20 protein-coding genes and 3 tRNA genes are annotated in these 21,294 nt (G+C 66.4%); 10 read left to right on the top strand and 13 right to left on the bottom strand.

What is annotated here, in order from left to right:
- Window positions 1-12 precede the first annotated feature (12 nt).
- Both ACRAWC_RS15855 and ACRAWC_RS15850 read right to left on the bottom strand, forming a co-directional pair.
- Window positions 13-1,353, bottom strand: coding sequence for a C40 family peptidase (locus tag ACRAWC_RS15855; RefSeq protein WP_431348587.1), 1,341 nt, complete (start codon window positions 1,351-1,353; stop codon window positions 13-15).
- On the bottom strand, window positions 1,346-2,605 hold the full coding sequence (locus tag ACRAWC_RS15850; protein WP_431348586.1) for a M23 family metallopeptidase: 1,260 nt from the start codon (window positions 2,603-2,605) through the stop codon (window positions 1,346-1,348). The genes ACRAWC_RS15855 and ACRAWC_RS15850 overlap by 8 nt, the downstream gene beginning before the upstream one ends.
- A gap of 343 nt (window positions 2,606-2,948) precedes the next feature.
- On the opposite strand from ACRAWC_RS15850, the gene ACRAWC_RS15845 reads away from it, so the two are divergent.
- The 3 genes from ACRAWC_RS15845 to ACRAWC_RS15835 all read left to right on the top strand — a co-directional run bounded on the left by ACRAWC_RS15845 (window position 2,949) and on the right by ACRAWC_RS15835 (window position 3,272).
- A tRNA-Glu gene (locus ACRAWC_RS15845) sits at window positions 2,949-3,021 on the top strand.
- Window positions 3,022-3,058: 37 nt separating this feature from the next.
- A tRNA-Asp gene (locus ACRAWC_RS15840) sits at window positions 3,059-3,135 on the top strand.
- 61 nt (window positions 3,136-3,196) lie between these two features.
- Window positions 3,197-3,272: transfer RNA gene (locus ACRAWC_RS15835), tRNA-Phe, on the top strand.
- A 74-nt stretch (window positions 3,273-3,346) separates the two neighbouring features.
- Here the strand turns inward: ACRAWC_RS15835 and ACRAWC_RS15830 are convergent.
- Entirely contained in the window at window positions 3,347-4,447 is a 1,101-nt protein-coding gene (locus ACRAWC_RS15830; protein WP_431348585.1) for a tyrosine-type recombinase/integrase, read from the bottom strand.
- The gene (locus tag ACRAWC_RS15825; protein ID WP_431348584.1) at window positions 4,434-4,754 is read right to left on the bottom strand and encodes a hypothetical protein; all 321 of its coding nucleotides are present in this window, start codon (window positions 4,752-4,754) and stop codon (window positions 4,434-4,436) included. Before ACRAWC_RS15825 ends, ACRAWC_RS15830 begins: the two co-directional genes overlap by 14 nt.
- A gap of 257 nt (window positions 4,755-5,011) precedes the next feature.
- Here ACRAWC_RS15825 and ACRAWC_RS15820 point away from each other — a divergent pair, with 257 nt between their 5' ends.
- Window positions 5,012-6,214, top strand: a complete 1,203-nt coding sequence (locus tag ACRAWC_RS15820) for an IS110 family transposase (protein ID WP_407791856.1) — start codon at window positions 5,012-5,014, stop codon at window positions 6,212-6,214.
- A gap of 414 nt (window positions 6,215-6,628) precedes the next feature.
- On the opposite strand, the gene ACRAWC_RS15815 is transcribed toward ACRAWC_RS15820, so the two are convergent.
- Window positions 6,629-6,928 carry a hypothetical protein gene (locus ACRAWC_RS15815; RefSeq protein ID WP_431348583.1) on the bottom strand — a complete coding sequence of 100 codons (300 nt, stop codon included), beginning with the start codon at window positions 6,926-6,928 and terminating at the stop codon, window positions 6,629-6,631.
- A 1,153-nt stretch (window positions 6,929-8,081) separates the two neighbouring features.
- On the opposite strand from ACRAWC_RS15815, the gene ACRAWC_RS15810 reads away from it, so the two are divergent.
- A complete protein-coding gene (locus ACRAWC_RS15810) occupies window positions 8,082-8,420 on the top strand; it encodes a hypothetical protein (RefSeq protein ID WP_431348582.1) in 339 nt (112 codons plus the stop codon).
- 1,188 nt (window positions 8,421-9,608) lie between these two features.
- On the opposite strand, the gene mctP is transcribed toward ACRAWC_RS15810, so the two are convergent.
- Together mctP and ACRAWC_RS15800 are read right to left on the bottom strand one after the other, a co-directional pair.
- Complete coding sequence (gene mctP, locus ACRAWC_RS15805; RefSeq protein ID WP_431348581.1) at window positions 9,609-11,285, bottom strand: monocarboxylate uptake permease MctP; 1,677 nt, start codon at window positions 11,283-11,285, stop codon at window positions 9,609-9,611.
- Entirely contained in the window at window positions 11,282-11,491 is a 210-nt protein-coding gene (locus ACRAWC_RS15800) for a DUF3311 domain-containing protein (RefSeq protein ID WP_431348580.1), read from the bottom strand. Before ACRAWC_RS15800 ends, mctP begins: the two co-directional genes overlap by 4 nt.
- 454 nt (window positions 11,492-11,945) lie before the next feature.
- Between ACRAWC_RS15800 and ACRAWC_RS15795 the strand changes: the two genes are divergently transcribed.
- A complete protein-coding gene (locus ACRAWC_RS15795; RefSeq protein ID WP_431348579.1) occupies window positions 11,946-13,451 on the top strand; it encodes an ATP-binding protein in 1,506 nt (501 codons plus the stop codon).
- Window positions 13,448-14,107, top strand: coding sequence for a response regulator transcription factor (locus tag ACRAWC_RS15790; RefSeq protein WP_431348578.1), 660 nt, complete (start codon window positions 13,448-13,450; stop codon window positions 14,105-14,107). The genes ACRAWC_RS15795 and ACRAWC_RS15790 overlap by 4 nt, the downstream gene beginning before the upstream one ends.
- A gap of 90 nt (window positions 14,108-14,197) precedes the next feature.
- Here the strand turns inward: ACRAWC_RS15790 and ACRAWC_RS15785 are convergent, their stop codons facing one another.
- Entirely contained in the window at window positions 14,198-14,677 is a 480-nt protein-coding gene (locus tag ACRAWC_RS15785) for a hypothetical protein (protein ID WP_431348577.1), read from the bottom strand.
- Window positions 14,678-14,861: 184 nt separating this feature from the next.
- Between ACRAWC_RS15785 and ACRAWC_RS15780 the strand changes: the two genes are divergently transcribed.
- The 3 genes from ACRAWC_RS15780 to ACRAWC_RS15770 all read left to right on the top strand — a co-directional run bounded on the left by ACRAWC_RS15780 (window position 14,862) and on the right by ACRAWC_RS15770 (window position 15,757).
- Window positions 14,862-15,035 carry a heme-binding protein gene (locus tag ACRAWC_RS15780; RefSeq protein ID WP_431348576.1) on the top strand — a complete coding sequence of 58 codons (174 nt, stop codon included), beginning with the start codon at window positions 14,862-14,864 and terminating at the stop codon, window positions 15,033-15,035.
- Complete coding sequence (locus tag ACRAWC_RS15775) at window positions 14,980-15,264, top strand: heme-binding protein (RefSeq protein ID WP_431348575.1); 285 nt, start codon at window positions 14,980-14,982, stop codon at window positions 15,262-15,264. The genes ACRAWC_RS15780 and ACRAWC_RS15775 overlap by 56 nt, the downstream gene beginning before the upstream one ends.
- Window positions 15,265-15,385: 121 nt before the next feature.
- Window positions 15,386-15,757 (top strand): hypothetical protein, encoded by a 372-nt coding sequence (locus ACRAWC_RS15770; protein WP_431348574.1) that lies wholly within the window; start codon window positions 15,386-15,388, stop codon window positions 15,755-15,757.
- Here the strand turns inward: ACRAWC_RS15770 and ACRAWC_RS15765 are convergent.
- The 5 genes from ACRAWC_RS15765 to gmd form a co-directional block, all read right to left on the bottom strand.
- On the bottom strand, window positions 15,715-16,146 hold the full coding sequence (locus ACRAWC_RS15765; protein WP_431348573.1) for a flagellar protein FlgN: 432 nt from the start codon (window positions 16,144-16,146) through the stop codon (window positions 15,715-15,717). The genes ACRAWC_RS15770 and ACRAWC_RS15765 overlap by 43 nt on opposite strands.
- 375 nt (window positions 16,147-16,521) lie before the next feature.
- Complete coding sequence (gene galE, locus ACRAWC_RS15760; RefSeq protein WP_431348572.1) at window positions 16,522-17,370, bottom strand: UDP-glucose 4-epimerase GalE; 849 nt, start codon at window positions 17,368-17,370, stop codon at window positions 16,522-16,524.
- Between the two features lie 41 nt (window positions 17,371-17,411).
- On the bottom strand, window positions 17,412-19,217 hold the full coding sequence (locus ACRAWC_RS15755) for a DUF4012 domain-containing protein (RefSeq protein WP_431348571.1): 1,806 nt from the start codon (window positions 19,215-19,217) through the stop codon (window positions 17,412-17,414).
- A gap of 38 nt (window positions 19,218-19,255) precedes the next feature.
- Entirely contained in the window at window positions 19,256-20,227 is a 972-nt protein-coding gene (locus ACRAWC_RS15750) for a GDP-L-fucose synthase family protein (protein WP_431348570.1), read from the bottom strand.
- Between the two features lies 1 nt (window position 20,228).
- Window positions 20,229-21,257 carry a GDP-mannose 4,6-dehydratase gene (gene gmd, locus ACRAWC_RS15745; RefSeq protein WP_431349462.1) on the bottom strand — a complete coding sequence of 343 codons (1,029 nt, stop codon included), beginning with the start codon at window positions 21,255-21,257 and terminating at the stop codon, window positions 20,229-20,231.
- Window positions 21,258-21,294: the final 37 nt, after the last annotated feature.

Below are 21,294 nucleotides of genomic sequence, written 5' to 3'. Positions count from 1 at the left end.
GACTGTGCCGGGTCAGGCGGAGGGGCGGGCGACCTGGCCCCACGGGGAGCCCCAGACGGACTGGATCTTGACGACGTCGCCCTCGGTCGGCGCGGCGATCATCATTCCGCCGCCGAGGTAGATGCCCACGTGGTAGAAGTTGCCCGGGGAGTCGCCCCAGAAGATGAGGTCGCCGGGCTGGCGCTGGCTGTACGGCACGATCTGGCCGCGATTGGCCGCCGTGAAGAACTGGTCGTTGACCGAGTGCGAGCCGATGTACAGGCCCGCATAGGCGTACGACTTCATCGTCAGGCCGGAGCAGTCGTAACCCGTCGGACCCTCGCCGCCGAAAATGTACGGCTTGCCGAGCTGCGCCTTCGCGTACGAGATGGCCGTGTCGACGACGTTCCCGTTCGGCGGGGCGACCGGGCCGCCGCCGCCTCCACCACCGCCGTTGGAGGATCCGCCGGACGACCCGCCTCCCTGCTGCTGCTGGGCCTGCTGCTGCTGTTGCTGTTGCTGCGCGCGGAGCGCCGCCTGCCGCTGCGCCTCCGCCGCCGCTGCGGCAGCCGCCGCGGCCGCTGCCTGCTCCTGCCGGATCTTCTCGCCCTGCAGGTACGCCGCCTCCACCTGCGTCGAGGTGTTCTTGAGGGTCGCGAGCTGTGCGATGAGCTCGGTCGACTTGTTCTGCTGCTCGACGAGCGCCGCCTGGGCGGCGGACTGCGCCTCCTGCGCGGCGGTCAGCGCCTGGTCGGCGGCGACAGAGAGCTTCTCGCGCTCGGTCTTGGCGGCCTTGGCCTGCGCGTTCAGCGACTCGGCGGTGTTCTTGTCCTTGGTCGCCTGGTCGTAGACGGCTTTCGACTGCTCGGTGAGCTTGCTCATGGTGCCGAGCTGGAACAGCAGCTTGTCGGCGTTGGAGCCGCTGCCGCCGCCTTTCAGCAGGAGCTCGGTGCTCACATCCGCGCCGCCGCCGGCCGCCTTGGCGAGATGGGAGGCGAGGAGGCCCGCACGCATCTGCGAGGTCTTGGCCTTCGCCGCCGCGTCCGTCGACTGCTTTTCGAGGTCGGCCTGCTTCGCCGTCGCCGCAGCGAGGGCGTCCTTGGCCTGGAAGTAGGCCTCAGCCGCCTTCTCGGAGGCGATGCGGGCTGCGTCGACGCTGCTCTGGAGGCCGCCGATCAGGGTCGTGATGTTCGTGATCATCGCCTGCTGGTTGGCGACGTTGGCCTTCGCCTGCTGCACGTCGTTCCAGGAGGGGTAGTCCACCGCCTGCGCAGGGGCGACGATGCCGATGGATGCCGTGACGGCGCCCATCACGCCCGCGCCGATCGCGAGGCCGGTGCGGGTGCGGGAGTTCTTCGAAGTATCGCTAGCCAAGGGGTGCCTGCCTTGCTCTCATAAATGGGATTCCGTCGATCTTCTGGCCGTTCACTATCACTTCGTAGTGCAAGTGGCAGCCGGTGGAGGCTCCGGTGCTGCCGACGTGGGCGATCGGCTGACCGGCGCCGACGTGCTGGCCGATGCCGACGAGGATGCCGCCGTTGCGGATGTGCGCGTAGCCGGTCTGGATGCCGCCGCCGTTGTCCAGGAGGACGTAGTTGCCATGGGTCCCGTCGGGTCCCGCGTAGACGACGGTGCCGCCGTACGAAGCGTAGATGGGCGCGTTGCAGGAGGCGCCGATGTCGATGCCCATGTGGTACGTGCTGCCGATCCCGCCGGGGGACGGGCGTGAGCCGAAACCGTCGGTGATCGGGCCGGCCGCGGGGACCGCCCAGCCCTGCGGTCCGACGTAACCGCCGGGGAGGCCTCCCGAGCCACGTGCCGCCGCAGCCGCTGCGGCCGCCGCGACCCCCGCCTCGTAGCCGGAGACGGTCTTGGCCGTCGCGTCGCGCAACGCCGCGAGCTGGGCCTGCATGACGACGATCTGCTTCTGCTGCTCGGCGAGCTTCTCTTGCGCGGCCTTGGCGGCGGCGATTGCCGCTTGGAGGGCGGCGGTCGCGGCGACGCGCAGCTTCTCGCGCTCCGCTTTGGCGACCTCCGCCTGCGCCGACAGGGATTTCGCGGTGTTCTGAGCGACCTTGGCGTCGGTGTAGACCTTGTCGGATTGCTCGGCGAGCTTGGACATGCTCCCGAGGCTCGTCAGCAGCGTCTCGGGGTTCGTGCCGCTGGCGCCGTTGCCGCTCAGGAAGATGTTGGCCGTGAGGTTGGCGCCGCCGGTGCGGTAGAGCTGCGCGGCGAGCTTGCCCGCCTGGGCGGCGGCGGCGTCGGCCTTCTGCTGGCCGGCGGCGGCCTGGGACTCCAGGTCCCTGGCCTTCATGTCCGCCTCGTCGAAGGCCGCCGTGGCCGCCTGCAGCTCCTCGCCGCGCTTGACGGCGGCCGCCTGGGTGTCGGAGACCTCCTGGTTGAGCTGCGCGATCAGGTTCGTGATGCGCGTCACCTGCGCCGCGGCAGCGGCCTCGTTGGCCTTGGCGTTCTGGACGTCCTGCCAGCTCGGGTACTGGTCGGCGTACGCCGGTGCGGCGATGGAGCCGACGACCCCGGTGAGCACGATGGCGCCGACGGCGAGGAGGCGCAGCAGGGCCCGGCGCGGCTTGCGCCGGCTCGTGTCGTCTCTCGTCGCGTATCTCATCGTCACCTTCAACCCGCTGGATGGAACATCGGCTGTCACACGATCAACACGGGTCTCGTCATCACCAGGAGCAACTTTAGCAACATCACCATACGCCGCCCGGGTTGGGGGAGGGCGGCGGTGCTCGATCGGGACCACGTGCGGCTCGCACGGACGACAGGGGGGCCGTCGCTCGCAATCTTCTCGGGCGTCCAGGCTCTCACCGGGCATTTCACCGGGGCGTGGCGGGAACCCGGGACGATCGACCCGCCCGGGCTGCGGGCCCGATTCGCTTTCTGTCAGGGACTTCCGTATGCTTATGCGTCGGTGGTCATCGAAAAGCGAAAGCGATTCGGGACGATCCGGCCCCATCGTTTAGTGGCCTAGGACGCCGCCCTTTCACGGCGGTAGCACGGGTTCGAATCCCGTTGGGGTCACGATGGCATCCTCTACAATTCAATAGCAACACTGTTAGGCCCTGTAGCGCAGTTGGTTAGCGTGCCGCCCTGTCACGGCGGAGGTCGCGGGTTCAAGTCCCGTCAGGGTCGCCACGGCGACAAGCCCTTCCGGATGGAAGGGCTTCCGTCTAGGTAGGCGTGAACAATGCCTCCCGGCTCTGTAGCTCAGTTGGTAGAGCGTTCGACTGAAAATCGAAAGGTCACCGGATCGATGCCGGTCGGAGCCACCAGAGAAAACCCCCGGTCCCATGCGGAATCCGGGGGTTTTTTGTTTGCTCGTCGAGGCAGCCAAATCGCCGTTTGACTACATTTTGACTACAACTGATTTCGCGGCTTCGGCATCCAGTGCGTTCGCAACGTCGTCAAGGTCATCGTCGAAGAGGTCCGCGTAGACGTCGAGCGTCATCGCGGCGGACGCGTGTCCGAGCATCCGCTGCACCGATTTGACGTTGGCGCCGGCCGAGACGGCGAGCGATGCGGCCGTGTGTCTGAGGTCGTGGGGAGTCAGCCGCGGGAAGGTGCCGTCCTTTTCCATGCACCGCGCGACCGCCGCATTGAAGACTCGGTTGCGGAAGTTGCCTGCGCGGAGGATACCACTGTCGGCGCCCGTGAAAACTGGCTCCTCTGGGTCCCGACCGGCGCAGCGCGCTTCAAGCGCATTTGTGAGGAGGTCAGGAAAGGGAACTGAGCGCCGTTCATGGTTCTTGGGTGTGCCCCAGACGATCACTCCGCGCGGCTCGGAGACCGCTCGGGCTATGTCGAGCCGCCTGCGCGTGAAGTCGACGCGATTGATCTGGAGGCCGGCCATCTCTCCCCAGCGAAGCCCCGTATATGCAAGGAAGAGGACGACATCACCCTGCTCACCGCACTCGGCCGCCAGTGCCCGCACTTGCGCATGGGTCAAGTAGCCGTGCTCGCGCGACGACAGCCTCGGCAGCTGAACGCCGTCGGAGGGGCTGAGGGTGATGCGCCCATCACGGATCGCATACTTCATCACGCCCGCGAGGACAAGATGTATCTGTCGCACCATGGACGGCCCGAGGGTGGAAGAGAGCTCCCCCACCCACGCTTGGACATCGCCATGCCTCACGTCCACGAGCCGGATGTTGCCCCACCGAGGAAGCACGTACTTGTCGAGGTGGAATCGGTAGCCCGAGCGCGTCGTCGGTTTCACCTGCACTTGGGCTCGAAACCACTCCTCGGCGACGTGCGAGACCGGAGTTCTCGCCTTCGTCGGGTCGACCCACTCACCCTTGGCTTGCGAGACGTTGACCGACGAGAGAAAAAGCTCCGCCGCACGTTTCGTGGTGAAGCCGCGCTTCATCGTGTTGCGATGATCAGGCGTCCGGTACTGAACTCGATATCGCTTGCCTGCCGCGGTCTCGTAGGACTCAATCGATCCCATGTCCGACACCCCCTGCGTCGATAAGACGATTCTCCGCCGGACCACTGACAAGAAGGTCTCGTAAGTTGCGCAGCTCGCAGAGATTCACGAATGGCACGCATGCCGCCTCCGCGGTCAGAGCTGCCAACCTACCGAGTGGCGACAATGGATCGGCGGCGATCGCCCATCCCTCCACCACGTACTGACTGACGGCTTCGACGCACTCGAGCTTCTCTTCCGGACTCGGGCTGGGGGAACCGACGACTCCGATCAGTCCACCCTGCAGTTCCGACGCCATGTTGCTCGCGTCGATGACGAATACCCGCATGATGTTCACTCCCCTGTCGATCGACCCTTCCTTACGTTGTTTGGGGTGTGGATTGAGGGTCGTTGTAGGCTCTCGACCGCTCCAGGGATGCCGGGTATGGCTTTGACCCTTCCGCCGCGGTGATGGCTGACATAGATTGGCCGCCCGGTGTCCCGCAACGACTCGACCTCTGATTGAGACGTGCGACAAGATCGCTGGGTAAGGACACGCAGGCGTGGTCGTTCGCTGGAGCCCGCACCGAGTGAACGGAGGGCAGAATGCCGCAATTGTGGGCCGGGATCGATGCCGGCAAATCCAATCATCATTGTGTGGTGATCGATCAGGCGGGAGCCCGGCTGTTGTCACGGAATCTCGTCAACGACGAGGACGAGATCCTTGCTCTGCTCGGCGATGTGAGCGAGCTGGCAGACGGTGACCCGGTGGTCTGGGCGACGGATCTGAACCAGGGCGGCGCGGCCCTGTTGATCGCAGTGCTGGCTGCCAACGGTCAGGAGATGCTCTATATCCCGGGCAGGACGGTTCATCACGCTGCCCGCACCTATCGTGGCGACGGCAAGACCGACGCGAAAGACGCCGCGATCATCGCAGACCAGGCCAGGATGCGCCGTGACCTACATCCAGTCCGGGCAGGCGATGAGATCGCTACCGAGCTGCGGATGCTCGCCGCTCACCGCTCCGACCTGGTGGCGGATAGGACGCGTGCGATCAACAGGCTTCGTGTCACCCTACTTGAGTACTTTCCCAGGCTGGAAGCCAGCTTCGACTTCGCCCAGCGGAAAGCTGCTCTGGTGTTACTGACGAAGTATCAGACCCCCGCGCAGCTGCGCCGCAGTGGTGTCACCCGGATCACGACCTGGCTGCGGAACGAGGGCTGCCGGCAACCTGAGAAGATCGCCGAAGCCGCCGTCGCAGCAGCGAACCGACAGCACACCGTGGTTGCCGGCCAAGACGCGGCGTCGTTGATCGTCGGGCGTCTCGCTCGAGAAGTCCTTCGGCTCAAGGACGAAGTGGAGGCCGTTGATGCGCAGATCGATGCCCGATTTCGCCGCCACGAATGGGCCGAGACCCTCCTAAGTATCCCTGGGTTCGGTCCGCTCCTGGCTTCCGAGTTCATCGGCGCCACTGGCGGCACCACACGCTTTTTCGAGAACGCTGACCGTCTGGCTGGCGTCGCTGGTGTTGCACCCGTTCCCCGCGACTCCGGTCGGGTCAGCGGGAACCTGCACCGCCCGAAACGCTATGACCGGCGTCTGATGCGAGCGTGTTATGTCTCCGCCGAGGTCGCTGCCCGATCTCACCCAGAGTCTCGCGCCTACTACGACCGTAAGCGCGCCGAGGGCAAACGTCACAAGCAAGCCGTCCTTGCCCTCGCCCGCAGACGGATCAACGTCATCTGGGCGCTACTGCGCGATGGAACCACCTACCAGCAACAGTCGATAGCCGCGCGCTCCGCGACTTGACAAACAGATTGAGAATCTATGGGCCGGTGTCAAATTGGTCTGCCGGGCCGGCGTGATCAGGTGGGGGCGTTGCTGTCCTGCTCCTGGTCGTTCTTCTTGCCGTTCCGGCACAAAGATCGAGAGCGGGCGGAGGCAGCGCAGTGCCCGGAGGGAGCGGTTGCTAAGCGCAGGGAGCGCAGCGAGTGGAGTCTGCAAAAGCGCGTGCAGGGAACGGAGCTAGCGGCGCTCGCTATGATCGGCTGCCGGATCGGAAAGAAAACCTAAGAAGACAGCACGCCGGAGGCGTTCCATCCGACATAAACAGTGCCGCCTCCGTGCGGCTCCGTTCGGTCGGCGCTCATCCAGGGCACGCGACGATCAGCCCGACCAGAGGTCTGGACTGGTCAGAACCGCGGCCGGTGCTGGCTACACGCGTCAGTGGCCACTGCGCGATCGCAGACTCGGCCCCTCATGCTGCGCGCGGTAGCGCAGAGTCGCCTGCTCGAGCTGCATCACCGTGCACGGAACGGTTTCGCGGTGCCGAAGCACCACCAGGTCTGGCCAGCTCCCGGCATCGGCGCACTCATACACATCCAGTGCAGCAGCGCCGCCATACTCCACGAGTACCTCGAACTCGCTCGGCGGCCCCGGCTCTAACCGGGGCACGAACACGGCGACGTCTCGGGTGCAATCGTCATGCAATAGAACCGCTATGAACCACGGATCAGCGAGCATGACGAAACCTTAAAGCTCCAGGCCGACGCCTGGCTACAGATCGGCGACGAAATAGCGTTTGTCTGAGACGACTCGCAACCAAGCCCCGGCTTCCAATGGGATGATTCAGCGCCTGAAGCGCCCCGCATAAAGGCCCTGTGACATGTGAGACCAGGCATAGGCGCGAAGAGTGCGTTCAATCTGAACAAAGGTCCAATTGGTCGACGCGCGACCCGGCGCCGGTTCGGTTTCAGAATCCTACGGCTCCGCCGCGGCATTGGCGAGAGCGTATCCTGCAGCATCGATCCGGTCCGGTACAGGGGCGCCGCGCCCATCTCATCGTCCGGCTCGGAGCTCGTTCCCGCGATGGAGATTCTCGTCGAGACGCTAGTAACGGCGTGCCAGACGGTGTTCACGCCGAATCCGGGCCGGCGATGCGCTCCAACGCGCTCAAAGAGCTCCTCGACGCGCATGGGGTGACCGGGACCCTAACCGGCCGCGTGTGTCGAATGACAACCCGTTCTCCGAATCTGAGTTCCCCATGATGAAGTACCGCCGAACTATCCCGGCATCTTCGACACGATCGAGCAGGCCCGGGTTTTCATGGCCGCCTATATGCCTTGGTATAACCAGCACCACAAGCACCCCGGCATCGCCCTGTTCTCACCCGGTCCTGTTCCACGACGGAAGCTGGCGGCGCCTTTGGCAGCGCCGAGAACGCGTCCAACACGCCTACCACCGGCCCACCCGAACGCTTCCGCGACCGCCCCTCCACGCTCATGCCCGCCGGCTTCGTCGTAACGCAAGCAGGCGGGAGGGCCCCTTCAGACGACCCGACGCGTCGCGAGTGTCTTCACGCCCGACCGACCTGCGGCCGTCCAATGCGAGCAGCCTTTTCAGCAGGTTGCCTTGATGGTTTCGCGGCACTCTTTGAGAGAAACATTAAACCGCAGTTGCCCAGTCCCCTTGGCGCATTGGACATGACAGCGGCGAGAGCGCAGACGCGGATGGCGGCCCGTCACCTGACCGACGCGGCGGCCTACAACGGACGCCGGATATACTCAGCGCTCGCGATCATGCGTGGGCCGGTTCTCAACTCAGGCCATAACAAGTTTTTCCTTTTCAGCCCTACAATGTCAGCAACCGACGGGGGAACCGGGGAAGGACATCAACGATGACTGTCATGGAGCAGGTGCGCGAGGGCATGCATGTGGTCGGGCCCGATGGGGAGAAGATCGGCAAGGTCAAGGACCTGAAAATGGGCGATCCCGAGGCAGTGACCGCCGACGGCCAGACCGACCCCGAAACCGGTGGTCTCCTTGGAACCCTCATCGACGACTTCGCCCAACACGCCCGGCTGCCCCGCCACACCGCCGAAAGACTGCTTCGGCTGGGCTACGTGAAGATCGACAAATCCGGTCTGCTCGCCGGCCACGAGTACGTGGCATCGGATGAGCTCGACCGCGTTGAGGACGATACACTCTGGCTCAACGCAGACCACGGCGCTGAATAACAACCGCTCGTAATCCAACGCACCTTGAACCGAGCCCTCCCGGGCCTGATCTCGTGGTTCTGCATGTGGTCCGTAACTTGTGTCCGTCCGCTGTAGCTCCATCTCATCCTGGACACCCAGCGGAAGTTCTCCGGGCCGGCGATGCGCAAGGCGACTCGCCTGCCTGTCTTGGTGATTCCCACTGGCACGTCGTTGCGGTCATCGCCATCGGCGTGCGCGCGGCACCATCCTTATCCTCGTCACGTATCCGCTTTTCGGCCCCAAGGAAGCGCTCCAGCTGGTCGCAAAGGACCCTTCGGTAGTGATTGGCCTGTCCTGTGTGTCGGCGCGGTCGCTCGACGACGGAGGGTCCATTCGCCATCTGCCTGGGTCCGTTGTGATGAGAAGTCGCGGGCGGGCGAAGCAGCGCGGCCGCGGCTTTGTCCCACAAGTCAAATTGGCCGCGCGGTGTGGCGGTCTCGGGACAGGTCCCGGCGGACGCGGTGAACCCGAACGGCACCCGACCGATGAATCCAATTGTTGAGCCGTTGACCTTGATTTCGCATGTGCTCGGACTGAGGGTTGTGACCTCGAGGCAGACACTGATGATGGTGTCATCAGCCTGGCTCATGCGAACGCACTCCAGGTTTGGGAGGGGCACAGCGGCCGGTTGGGATGTCGCCGCCTGGTGCGGCATGTCCGTTTCCTCCATTCACTTGACCCGAAACTTATGACGTATTCTCCCGCCGAGCGGATACCCGTGTCCGGAGGGGCTATGTCGGAGGCGAGCGCGTCATGGCTCCGGATGGACCGCCATTCAATTATCTGTGGTGAAGCAAGATCATAGCCGTCCTCGCTTTCTTGTTAGAGCGATCTAGGCGATGTCATCGGGGAGCGCGACGTCGGGCGAAGACGCGGTCCTGGGCGTGAAGTGGTGGGAGCACTTAAGCGTGGAGCGTGAGACGCACATACTTTCAGATCGGGGCCTTTCGACGGTCACCCGTTTGTTCGCGTCGGCGGTACTCCTTGCACCGCCACCGGGCAAACGGACGCCTCTTCTTTCGACGCAGGAAGACCCTCACAGTTGACAGGCAGGGTGTGCTCGCGAGCTCAATAGCCGCGTTAGCGCAAAGTGCCATGGGGCCGAGCGCAGACCGCGGCTGGCGGCGGGGGCCGCCTCCGCCGGTTGCGGCCGCGCGCTTCCGGACCTTACCGGTCCAGGGTCGCGTTGTACGGCTCGAGCACCTCGACGACCTTGGGGTCGCCCTCGTCTGCGCCGTAGTCGGCGTGTCTCGTGCGGTCGACGCCGTCCGGCACCCGGACGGCCCGGAAGATCAGGGTCAGGATCACGGAGACGATCGCGTTGATGACGAACGCCGAGATGGCGATGTAGACCGGCACGGTGGTGAACGGGAACGGGGCGATCGACCCGCCGAAGTGCGCGTGCGTCACCGGGTTCACTACGTTGTACGCGGCGATCGTCCCGTAGAGGATGCCGACCGCCCAGCCGGCGAACAGTGCCCACCTGTGGAACCAGCGCGTGTACAGGCCCGCCACGATCGCCGGGAAGGTCTGCAGGATCCACACGCCCCCGAGCAGCTGCATGTTGATCGCGGCCGACTGGTCCATCAGGATCACGAACAGCAGGGCGCCGAACTTCACCACGAGGGAGACGAACTTCGACACCTTCGCTTCTTGGGCAGGTGACGCGTTCGGCTTGAACAGGTCCCGGTAGATGTTGCGGGTGAACAGGTTGGAGGCGGCGATCGACATGATCGCAGCCGGCACCAGGGCGCCGACGGCGATGGCGGCGAGCGCTACACCGGCGAACCACGACGGGAAGTTGTCGATGAAGAGCTGCGGGACCACCAGTTGCGGGTTGACGACCCCGTCGAGTCCGATCGGCTTCGTGCCCGCCTTGATCGCCACGTACCCGAGGAGTGCGAGGAATCCGAGCATCAGCGAGTAGATCGGCAGCACCACTGCGTTGCGCCGGATGGTGTTGCGGCTCTTCGTGGACAGCACACCGGTCACCGAGTGCGGGTACATGAACAGCGCCATGGCCGACCCGAGCGCGAGCGTCCAATAGGCGTTGAAGCTCGCGGCCCCGGGGATCACCGAACCGACTGGGAGGTTCGTCGCCGGGTTGATCGCCGTCATCTTCGTGGTGGCGGCCTTGAAGATCCCGTCCCATCCTCCGAACTGGGTGGGCAGCCAGATGATCGCGACGATGACTGCGATGTAGATCAGGAGGTCTTTGACCACCGCGATCGCCGCCGGCGCGCGCAGCCCGGCCGTATAGGTATAGGCGGCGAGGACGACGAACGCGATGATCAGCGGCAGGTCCTGGGTGAACGCATTGGCGCCGCTGCCAAGACCGAGGACGGTCAGCACCGCCTTGATACCCACCAGCTGGAGAGCGATGTACGGCATCGTCGCGACAATCCCGGTCACGGCGATGGCTGTCGAGAGCGTCTTGCTCCCGTAACGTCCCCCGACGAAGTCCGCAGGCGTGACGTAGCCGTGGCGGTGCGACACCGACCAGAGCCGCGCCATCAGGAGGAAGACGATCGGGTACAGCACCACCGTGTACGGCACGGCGAAGAAACCGCTGACCGCACCCGTGCTCCACATGGCTGCCGGAACGGCGATGAACGTATACGCCGTATACAGGTCGCCGCCAAGCAGGAACCAGGTGATCCAACTCCCGAACCCGCGCCCGCCGAGACCCCATTGGTCGAGGGTGCGCAGACCACGCTCCTCCGGAGTGACCCGCCAGCGCGCCGCGACGAAGCCCATGATCGCGACGATCACGAAGATGATGATGACGACGGTGAGCGCCACACCGTTCACGGGCCGGGCGCCCGACGCCGCTGCGGCGATCATTCCTCCACCTCCGGAGGCCGGACCGCAGCCCGGCGTCGCCGATCCTCACGGACGATCAGGGCGTAGCAGATCCAGAGCAGCCCGGAGTCGATCAGCACCCACAGCATCTGATACCAGTAGAAGAACGGGATGCCGCCGAGCGCCGGCTCGCTACGCGCGTAGATCGGCACCAGCAAGGGCAACACGATCGCGATCACGAGCAGCACACCCGAAATCACATAGGGCAGAGGGCGCGCAGGCCCCCGTGTCGGAACTCCAGGCGATGACATCGGCGTCTCCTCACCTCGAAGCGTCCCCCCAGCAGCCCGCTGGGCCATTGGGAGGCCGCCAGAACGGCTTCTTTGCCGGATACGCTACACCGGTCTTTGCGTAAGTGCAGGTAATTCGGGAAGGCGTGTGCTGCACGTCACGGCCACGGTATCGTGACAGCGCCGCCAGGTTGTCACGGTGCGACTCTTCGTGAGCCTGCGCCAAAGGGCTGTGCGTCCCGGAGGATCTGCTTGATCGCCCGCTCAGGGCTGAGATGCTGATAGGACAGGGCGCAACAAACTCGATGGGATCATGCGGGCTCAAATGCGCCGACATCGAGACGTAGCCGTCGTTATCGGCGCGAGCCAGAAATGCTTCGCGCGGGACTTTATCCCACGGGATAATGGGCGCATGCCCCGACGAAGACCCCGCCGTGCGATGGGCGATTCGTCGAGGCGGCCCGTCTTCTCGGTGCGGGCGCGGATCGTGGTGGCGATCGTCCTTGCTGCGGGGATTGGTTTGGCGGTGGCAGGGGTGGCGACCTACTTCGTCCAGCGTCAGCAGGCGTTGGCGCAGGTGGACAGCGACCTGATCCGCAACCTCGATCAAGTGAAGGCGATCGCCGCCCAGGCGCAGCCGGCCGCGCAGCAGAGTGTGGATGTGCTGCTGCGATCGCTCATCCAGCAGGTCGTTCCCGCCCCCTCCGAGAGCGCGCTGGGGATTGTCGCCGGTCAGGCCGCGTACGTTCCGGGCGGCGAACTGCCGTTCCGGCTCGACCGGGACCCCGGGCTCGTCGAACGGTTCGCACGCGAGGCCGATTCGAACTTTGTGGTGATGGGCACGGCCGCGTCGGATCGGGGCACGCTGCGCTACGCGATCATCCCGGTGACGGTGAAGGGGGATCCGACGCAGGGGTTGTACGTCGCGGCGTACGACCTCGACACCGTCCTCACCGCGATCGCGAGCCCGTTCCGCACCTACGCGATCGTCGCGGCGTGCGCGCTCGCCCTGACCGGTCTCGTCGCGTGGTTCGTCGCAGGACGTCTGCTGCGCCCGGTCCGTCACCTGCGCGAGGCCGCGGACCGCCTCTCGGCGACCGAGCTCGGCCAGCGCATCCCGGTCCGCGGCGGCGACGATCTCTCCCTCCTGGCCGCGGGCTTCAACCGGATGTCCGACCGGTTGGAGGAGTCGTTCGCCTCGCAACGCCAGCTCTTGGACGACGTGGGCCACGAACTGAAGACGCCCCTCACGATCGTCCGCGGGCATCTCGAGCTGCTGGACCCGACGGACCCGGCGGAAGTGCGCGCCGTGCAGCAGCTCGCCGTCGACGAGCTCGACCGGATGGACGAGCTCGTTGCACAGATCACGCTGCTCGCCGAGTCCCGCGGCCCCGGTTTCGTCGACCCGGCCCCGGCCGACCTCGCCGACCTGACCCGGGCGGTCGCCGCTAAAGCCGCCGCCCTTGCCCCTGACCGTCCGTGGACGACCGAACAGGTGGCCGAAGGCATCGGTGCGCTCGACGTGCGCCGTATCACGCAGGCGTGGCTCCAGCTCGCCGAGAACGCCGTCAAGTACTCCACACTCGGCGGCGCTATCCGGCTGGGAAGCGAGCGGATCCAGGGACGCGCGGGAATCCTGTTCCGCGCCTGGGTGCGCGACGACGGGCCGGGAATCCCCGAAGCCGATCGAGCCCGCATCTTCGAGCGGTTCCAGCGCGGTGACGGCACACGTGGAACGTCCGGGTCCGGCCTCGGCCTCGCCATCGTCACCGCGATCGCGCACGCGCACGGCGGCGCCGTCGACCTGACGAGCTCCCCCGACGGCTCGACCTTCACGCTGACCGTTCTGTGCGGACGCGCCGAGGACATCGCGCCCGCGCCACACCGACACGAACCCCTCACGGAGGAGACGATATGAGCCGCGTCCTGGTGGCCGAGGACGAACCCCGGATCGCGTCCTTCGTGGAGAAGGGGCTGCGATCGGCCGGCTACACCGTGACCACCGTCACCGATGGCCTCTCCGCTCTCGACGAGGTGCGGACCGGGGCACACGATCTGCTGGTCCTCGACCTCGGACTTCCCGGCCTGGACGGCTTCGGCGTTCTGGAAGCGGTGCGCGGCGAAGGACACCCCGTGGTCGTCATCGTCCTAACCGCCCGCACGAGCGGCCGGGATGTCGTGAGCATCCTGGACGGCGGCGCCGACGACTATCTGGCCAAACCATTCCGGTTCGACGAACTGCTGGCACGCATCCGACTGCACTTGAAAACCCCGCGCCCGGAAGCCCCCGACGTGCTGCGGGCCGGCGACCTCGAGCTGGATCTGCGCACCCGCCGCATCACGGCCGCGGGAACCACGCAGGACCTGTCGGCGCGGGAGTTCGCCCTCGCGCAGGAGCTGCTCTCCCACGCCGGTCAGGTGCTGAGCCGCGAGCAGTTGCTCAGCCGGGTGTGGGGACTCGACTTCGATCCCGGATCGAATGTCGTCGACGTCTACGTGCGGTACCTCCGCGGCAAGATCGGCGCCGAACGCATCGAGACCGTCCGCGGGATGGGCTACCGTCTGACGACCTGAGCGGCCGCGCCCCACAGCCGCGCAACCCACGCACAGAAAAGGGGCGAGAAGGCACCCGAGCCTTTCTCGCCCCCTTTCCCAGCAGTGGGGTCAGTGACCGGCGGTCACCGAGGCGGTGCCGCGCACGTCGACGGCAGCCGGCGGGGTGACCACCGTGGCAGTGCTCGTGCCGGTGGCGTTCAGCCCGGACGTACCGGCAGCGGCGGCCGCCTCACCCGAACCGGCCACCGAACCGGACGTGCCCGAGGCAGTGCCACCGGTGCTCGCCGAGCCGCTCGCGGTTCCGGCGACGGACGGGATGTTGGTGGGGAGCGCCGAGGGAGCCGCCGACGCCTGGGCGACGGCCTTCGAGACCTCGCCGCGGACGGTGTCCGCCTTCTGCTCTGCAGCGGTCTTCGCCGTATCCACCGAGTGCGTGGCGGTGCCGGTGACACCATGGGCGGCGATCGTGGTGCCCGCCTGGTCCTGAACCGAGAAAGCTCCCGTCGCGGCGAACGCGCCCGCGGTCGCGAGGCCGGCGCTGAGAACGCCAGTGGTGCTGGCGACGATGATCTTCGTGAGCGTCTTCATTTCGGTGGGGAGTGCCTTTCGTTGTCCTCGGGCTCTGTTCGGCCCAAGAAGAATCTGCCGGTCACCGATGAGACCAGGAGGAGACCGGAATGAGAACAATCTCATCCCAGGATAGGCCGCCATCCGACCTCGGGAGCTCAGTTCCCCTTCGTGCACGGAAACCGATGCAAACTGCCAGCGTCACATGCCAGGAAAGTATTTTTTTGCAACCGCCAAAGACGAGGTCACCCGACTCGGCGCGCAGGTCTCAATCGCCGCGGTCGACGAGGGCGGCAACCTCGTAGCATTCCTCCGAATGGACGGTGCCGAGATCGCCGGACCCAGCCTGGCAGTGCATAAGGCTTACACCGTGTGCTAGCAGAGCCCGTACCGACGGGCTGGCCCGCATGACGGTCCCGGGCGCGCCCCTCTTCGGCCTTCATTCCAGCGGCGGCCGCTTCATCATCTTCGGAACGGTGACTCCCGTCCGCCTCGAGGGCCACGTTATCGCCGCTATCGGGGTGAGCGGCGGTACCGTGAAAAGAGGACAATCGTGCGCGAGCGCCAGCAAGGATCGCGCCGAGCTTCTTCTCTGCGGCACTGAATAGGGCGACGCCCGAAGAGATCTGAGCGATATTCTTCCCACCCCGCGTCGTCGTGCTGACAAACCACACACCGCCGTCAAACGAGCCCTCCCGTTGCATACTCGAAAGGCGAGGGCAAGACGGGTTGCGGGTCGCGACGTGCCCCGCGGCGGACCAACGCCGGAAGGGGACCTCCCGCTGGACTTGGTGGCTCCGCCTGTCGATCAACGCGACGCCGCAGGTCAAGGACGTGGCCGCCGAGCTCGGCGTCACGCACGCGGCCGTGTCGCTGGCGCGGAACGAGGCGATGAAGCTGCTGCACGAGGGCTGGCTGCTGCACTTCGACCGCGACGCCGGTGTGCTCCCACTGCCCGACCGGAACCCCCGGACGAAGCGGTCGGCCTACCTCGCCAAGCTCGCGGAGTTCACCGCGCACCCGCCGCGGTCACGGAGCGGGTCACCGCCTGATCCGTCTCAGAGGACGGTGTCGATCAACCGTGCGGTCTGCTCGGTGTGATCGATCTCGCCGTTCGCGCGGTAGGTGGCGTTCGCCTGGGCCCGGACCTCGCGGATCTCGGTGATGACGTCGACCAGGGCACGCAGGTGGTCGGTGAAGATCTCGGCCCACATCGGGTTCGGCGCCCCCTCGGCGAGGTCGCGCAGGAGCGCGCCGCGAGGCAGGCCCCAGGACTCGCCGAGGCTCGAGATCGCGACGGCGGTCGAGAGGCTGGACTTATTCAGGCGTTCGGTCACCACTTCGATCTCGCGGGAGGCGTGCGCGAGCCACCGGGTCATCCCGGCCGAGCGCAGCAGCCGCTCCTCCTCGTACTTGAACAGCAGCATCTCCAGGAGCTCCCGCTGCCGCCAGAGCTGGGCCGTCAGCTCGTTGGCCTCGTTCATCGTCATCGGCAGTTCCATTCGTGAGGCGCACGTCGGGTGGTCGGCCCGGGCGGGGCCGCGTTGCATACACAATACGTGCCGTCCCGGCGTGAGCCGAGTGCGGCGTGTGGGGCCGTTGGCGTCAGGGGAAAGGCGCGCGTCACGACTGTTGATTTCAGTTCAAGCGTGGCCTTGACTTCGGCCCGGACCCGGCGTCGGAACGGCGTCGGGCACTCTCGGATTCGAGGTCGGTGTAACCGATAACACCGTCAAGCGGACCGGGTAACGGCGTTCGTGGTCCGGGCGGCCCACTCCGAGGCCACGATGCCGAAGAGATCGTGTCGTGGGCCCCACCCAAGTTCCGACCGGGCGCGCGACACGTCAGCCACAACCGACGCCGGATCACCGGGGCGCCTGGACACCATCCGAAATGCGACAGGACGGCAGCTCACCAGCTGGACAGCGTCCACCACTTCGCGAACGCTCGACCCGGCCCCCGCCGATGTTGTAGACCCGATGGGGTTCCCGTGCGTTGCGCAGACGGTCAAGGACCGCCAGATGCGCAGCTGCCACATCGGCCACGTGAACGTAGTCTCGTACACAGGTGCCGTCAGGAGTCGGGAAGTCGTCGCCAAAGATCTCCACGGCAGACCCGCGCTGCGCGGCGTCCACCACGAGCGGGATGAGATTGGTCAAGCCGCGGTCGGCCAACGCACGGTCTCCGGCTCCGGCGACGTTGAAGTACCGCAGGCTCGCTGCCCGGAGACCGTACGCCGCGGCAGAGTCGCCGAGCACCCACTCCCCGACGAGCTTCGAGCGCCCATACGGATTAATCGGGTTCGTCGGGGCGTCCTCCGTGAGGGGCGCCTCACCGCTCTCGCCGTAGACCGCGGCCGTCGACGACAACACGACCTGCCTCACTCCGGCCGCCGCCATCGCCGCGGCAACATTAACCACCCCATCGATATTGTGCGAGTAGTACAGCAGCGGCTCGCGAGTCGACTCGCCGACAGCCTTCCTGGCCGCTAGGTGGATGACACCATCCACCTGCTTCTCAAGCATCAACTCCGAGAGCGCACCGACGGCTTCGGCCGAGGTCACGTCGATGCGGTGGAGTGGGAGGCGACCGAGCCGCTGGGACGACCCCGTCGAGAGGTCGTCAACCGCGACCACCGATTCGCCGCGCTCGACGAGAGCGTGAGCGATGTGGGAACCGATGTAGCCCGCCGCTCCGACCACCAGAATAGGCATCGCCCAAGGCTAGCAGCCGAAGCAGCGGAGGGTTGCCGGTGTCAATGGCCCGTCGTGCCGCACGTCACGGGGAGAACAGCGGCAGGGTGGAGGTCGATCACCGGCGTCTGGGTCAGAACCGGATGCCCGGTGGACCGCCCTGCGCTCAGGAAGTGAAGCGTCACCACGCTCGATTGACCAGGGGCGAGCTGCGTCTCATACGTTCCGACCGGGTACCCGGTATCTGTGGTCGAGTGCACGGGAGCATCCGCTCCACGTGCCGTAGACCCGGTGAACAGGCTCCCGGGCGGCGCATACACCGAGACGCTGGTACGGACGCTCCCAGGGGGCACGCCGTAGTCGCCGCCTCCACTGACGTACGCGGGCAACGTGGACGCCGCGTTCGCCGGCGCTGTACTCGTCAACGTGACCTGGACCGACCACGTCGCCCGGCCGTCCTTGCGGCAAACCGCCTGGCCGATGGCCGTCTTGACGTCAAGATAATAGTCCATCTTCGCACCGGTCGCGTCGTTGAGGTACACCCCGAAGGCGGGCTTCGCCGGAGTGCTGACAGGCAGCGTTCCGCTGAGAGTCGTCGTCCCGAGCACCTTCTGCTGAGCCGCGTCGGCGCTCCAGATCAGGACACGCCGCTCAGAGGCCGCACGCGCGAGCGCGGCGATCATCGCCTTCGGGTCGAACGCGCCGCTCGCGATCTTGTGGAACACCGCTGCCGCCGCCGAGGCGAAGAAGGCGTCCTTCTGCGCGACGCTCGGATACCGGGCATACGTGTCGCTCAGCAGCAGCTTTACCGCATTGGCGCTGGTGAGGGCATCGCCTGAGTCAAGGGAGATCGGGCCAGTCGCCGACAGGAGGTAGCTGAGCGCCACCGGATCGATCGAGATGACGCCGTCGGCGGTCACGCCGTACTGCCGCTTCCAGAACTCGCGGGCGAGTTGGGCGCTGAGCGGGAACTGGGGCGTGAGCGTCACGTCCTGCATGTACCGGCCGGTGATCTCGCCGTACAGTCCCTGGGTCTCGACCGGCAGCGGGAGCACGGACGATGCGGCCATCGGAAAGCTGGAGCCGCTCGTCTGGTCGAGGAGCGAGAGCCGGCCCTTCTCGGCGTGGACCAGGGCGACCGCACCGGGGATCCCGCCACCGGCACGCAGCTCCGCATTGTTCTGGAACAGGACCACATAGGTCTTCGGGCCGGCCGATCCGATCATCACCGGCAGCAGACGCACGGTGTTGTCGGCAGCTGAGGCCTGCTCGGCCGCCTTGCCGAGCACATCGACCAGCTTGGCGACGGCAGCGTCGACCTGGCTGACGGTCCGCGTGGTGTCGATCCGCCTCGCGTGCGCGAGCGCGTCCTCGAGGGCGGACACCGATGAGGTGACGACGGGTTGCGCCGCGACGAGCGGCTGCACGTCGACCGATCCGCCGACCGGCTTGAAGTGTGAGAGCGCAACCTTCCCGGCGACATCGGCGAGCGGGACGACGGCGTGATCGGAGACATCGCTGAGCACCATGGACACCTGCCGCACAGCAGTCAGGTTGGGACCTGCGAGCGGGATCAGCTCCGTCAGCCGCCACACGGGGTCGCCCGTGAGGTCCCGGGCCGAGTCCGCGTGCTGCTGGAGCGTCTTCGCCGACGCGCGGGCACCCGCGACGTCGTCCCTGACGAGCTGCCGCCGCAAGGTGTTCGCGAGGGACACCGACGCATCCAGGTCGGCCTTCGCCATCATCCCCCGCACTCCCACCCAGGCGATGACGAACACCAGGGCCAGAATGAGCCCGAGCAGGCACCAGCGGACGATCACCCACCCGCTCGCACGGCGGCGCGGGGGCACGGAATGACTGGCCGGCATGGTGTCAGCCGATCGCGGCCGTGACCAGGCGCGGAAGGTCAGCGGCGGAGGGTGCGCTCATTGTCCCGGTACCAGTCGATCGTGGAACGCAGGCCTTCCTCGAGCCCGATCTGCGACGTCCAGCCGGCGTCGGCGAGCTTGGTCACGTCGAGGAGCTTCTGCGGTGTTCCGTCAGGCTTGGAGGAGTCCCAGTGCGTCTCGCCAACGAAGCCGACCAGGCGTGCGATCGTCTCGGCGATCTCGCGGATGGTCATGTCCGTACCGGTGCCGACGTTGACCTGATCCGGGCCGTCGTAGTTCTCGAGCAGGTGCAGGCAGGCCGCCGCGAGGTCGTCCACGTGGAGGAACTCGCGGCGCGGCGTGCCGGTGCCCCAGTTGGTGACGGATCCGGCGCCGGCCGCTTGGGCTTCGTCGTAGCGACGGATGAGCGCAGGGAGCACGTGCGAGCCGGTGGGCGAGAAGTTGTCGCCCGGGCCGTAGAGGTTAGTCGGCATCGCCGAGATCCACGACAGGCCATGCTGGCGGCGCACCGACTGCACCTGGAGGATGCCCGCGATCTTCGCGATGGCGTACGCGTCGTTCGTCGGCTCGAGGTGGCCGTTGAGCAGGGAGTCCTCGCGGATCGGCTGTGGAGCGAACTTGGGGTAGATGCACGACGAGCCGAGGAACAGCAGGCGCTGAACACCGGCCTCGACGGCCGCGTCCATCACGTTGACCTGGATCTGCAGGTTCTCGCTCAGGAAGTCGGCCGGGTACGTGTTGTTGGCCAGGATGCCACCGACCTTGGCTGCGGCGAGGGCGACATAGCGCGGGTTCGTCTCACGGAAGAACGCGAAGACCGCGTCGCGGTCGCGCAGATCGAGCTCGGACGACGAGCGGCCGACCAATCCGGAGAAGCCTGCTGCCTCAAAGTTGCGCCACAGTGCCGAGCCCACGAGACCGCGGTGACCGGCGATGTAGAAGGTCGCGTCGCGGTCCAGCGGCGCCGGACGGAACCCCTCCTCTGCCACGTCAGGCCGCCCAACTGTCGAGCTCGACCCGGTCGATCCAGCCGGTTCCCGGCTGCCCAAGCGCTTCGATGTCTGCCTCGACCATGATGCGGGCGAGCTGCCCGGCGTCGACCGTGGGCTCCCAGCCGAGAACGCGCTTCGCCTTGGAGGCATCGCCGATCAGGGCGTCGACCTCGGTCGGGCGCAGGTAGCGATCGTCGAATCTGACGTGGTCCTCCCAGTTGAGGCCGGCGTGCGAGAACGCGGTCTCCAGGAATTCGCGGACGGTGTACTTCACACCGGTGGCCAGGACGAAGTCGTCCGGCTGGTCGGCCTGGAGCATGCGCCACATGCCCTCGACGTACTCGGCGGCGTATCCCCAGTCGCGGATGGCGTCGAGGTTTCCGAGGTAGAGGTGCTCCTGGCGGCCGGCATTGATCTCAGCTATGGCGCGCGTGATCTTGCGGGTCACGAAGGTTTCTCCGCGTCGGGGTGACTCGTGGTTGAAGAGGATGCCGTTGACGGCGAACATCCCGTATGCCTCGCGGTAGTTCCGGGTGATCCAGTAGCTGTACACTTTCGCGGCGCCGTAGGGTGAGCGCGGATAAAACGGCGTGTCCTCATCCTGCGGCGGAGGGGTCGCCCCGAACATCTCGGACGAGGAGGCCTGGTAGAAGCGGGTGTGTATGCCCGAGACACGCACAGCTTCGAGCATCCGCGTCGAACCGATCCCGGTGGTGTCACCGGTGTGCTCAGGCTCGTCGAAGGAGACCCGCACGTGGGACTGGGCGCCGAGGTTATAGACCTCGTCCGGTTTGAGCTCGCTCAGTAGGCTCACGAGCCGCGCGCCGTCGCTCAGGTCGCCGTAGTGCAGGAAGAGCTTCGCCTTCGGGTCATGCGGGTCGCGGTAGAGGTGGTCGATGCGTCCGGTATTGAAGGTCGACGCGCGGCGGATAAGGCCGTGGACTTCGTAACCCTTCTTCAGAAGCAGTTCAGCCAGATAGGACCCGTCCTGCCCGGTGATACCCGTGATGAACGCGCGCTTGCTCAATGACTCCCCCGTCGGGCAAATTGGCGGATACTCAGGC

This window comes from Leifsonia sp. L25 (assembly GCF_050632895.1).
This window is presented reverse-complemented; position numbering and strand designations above follow the sequence as displayed.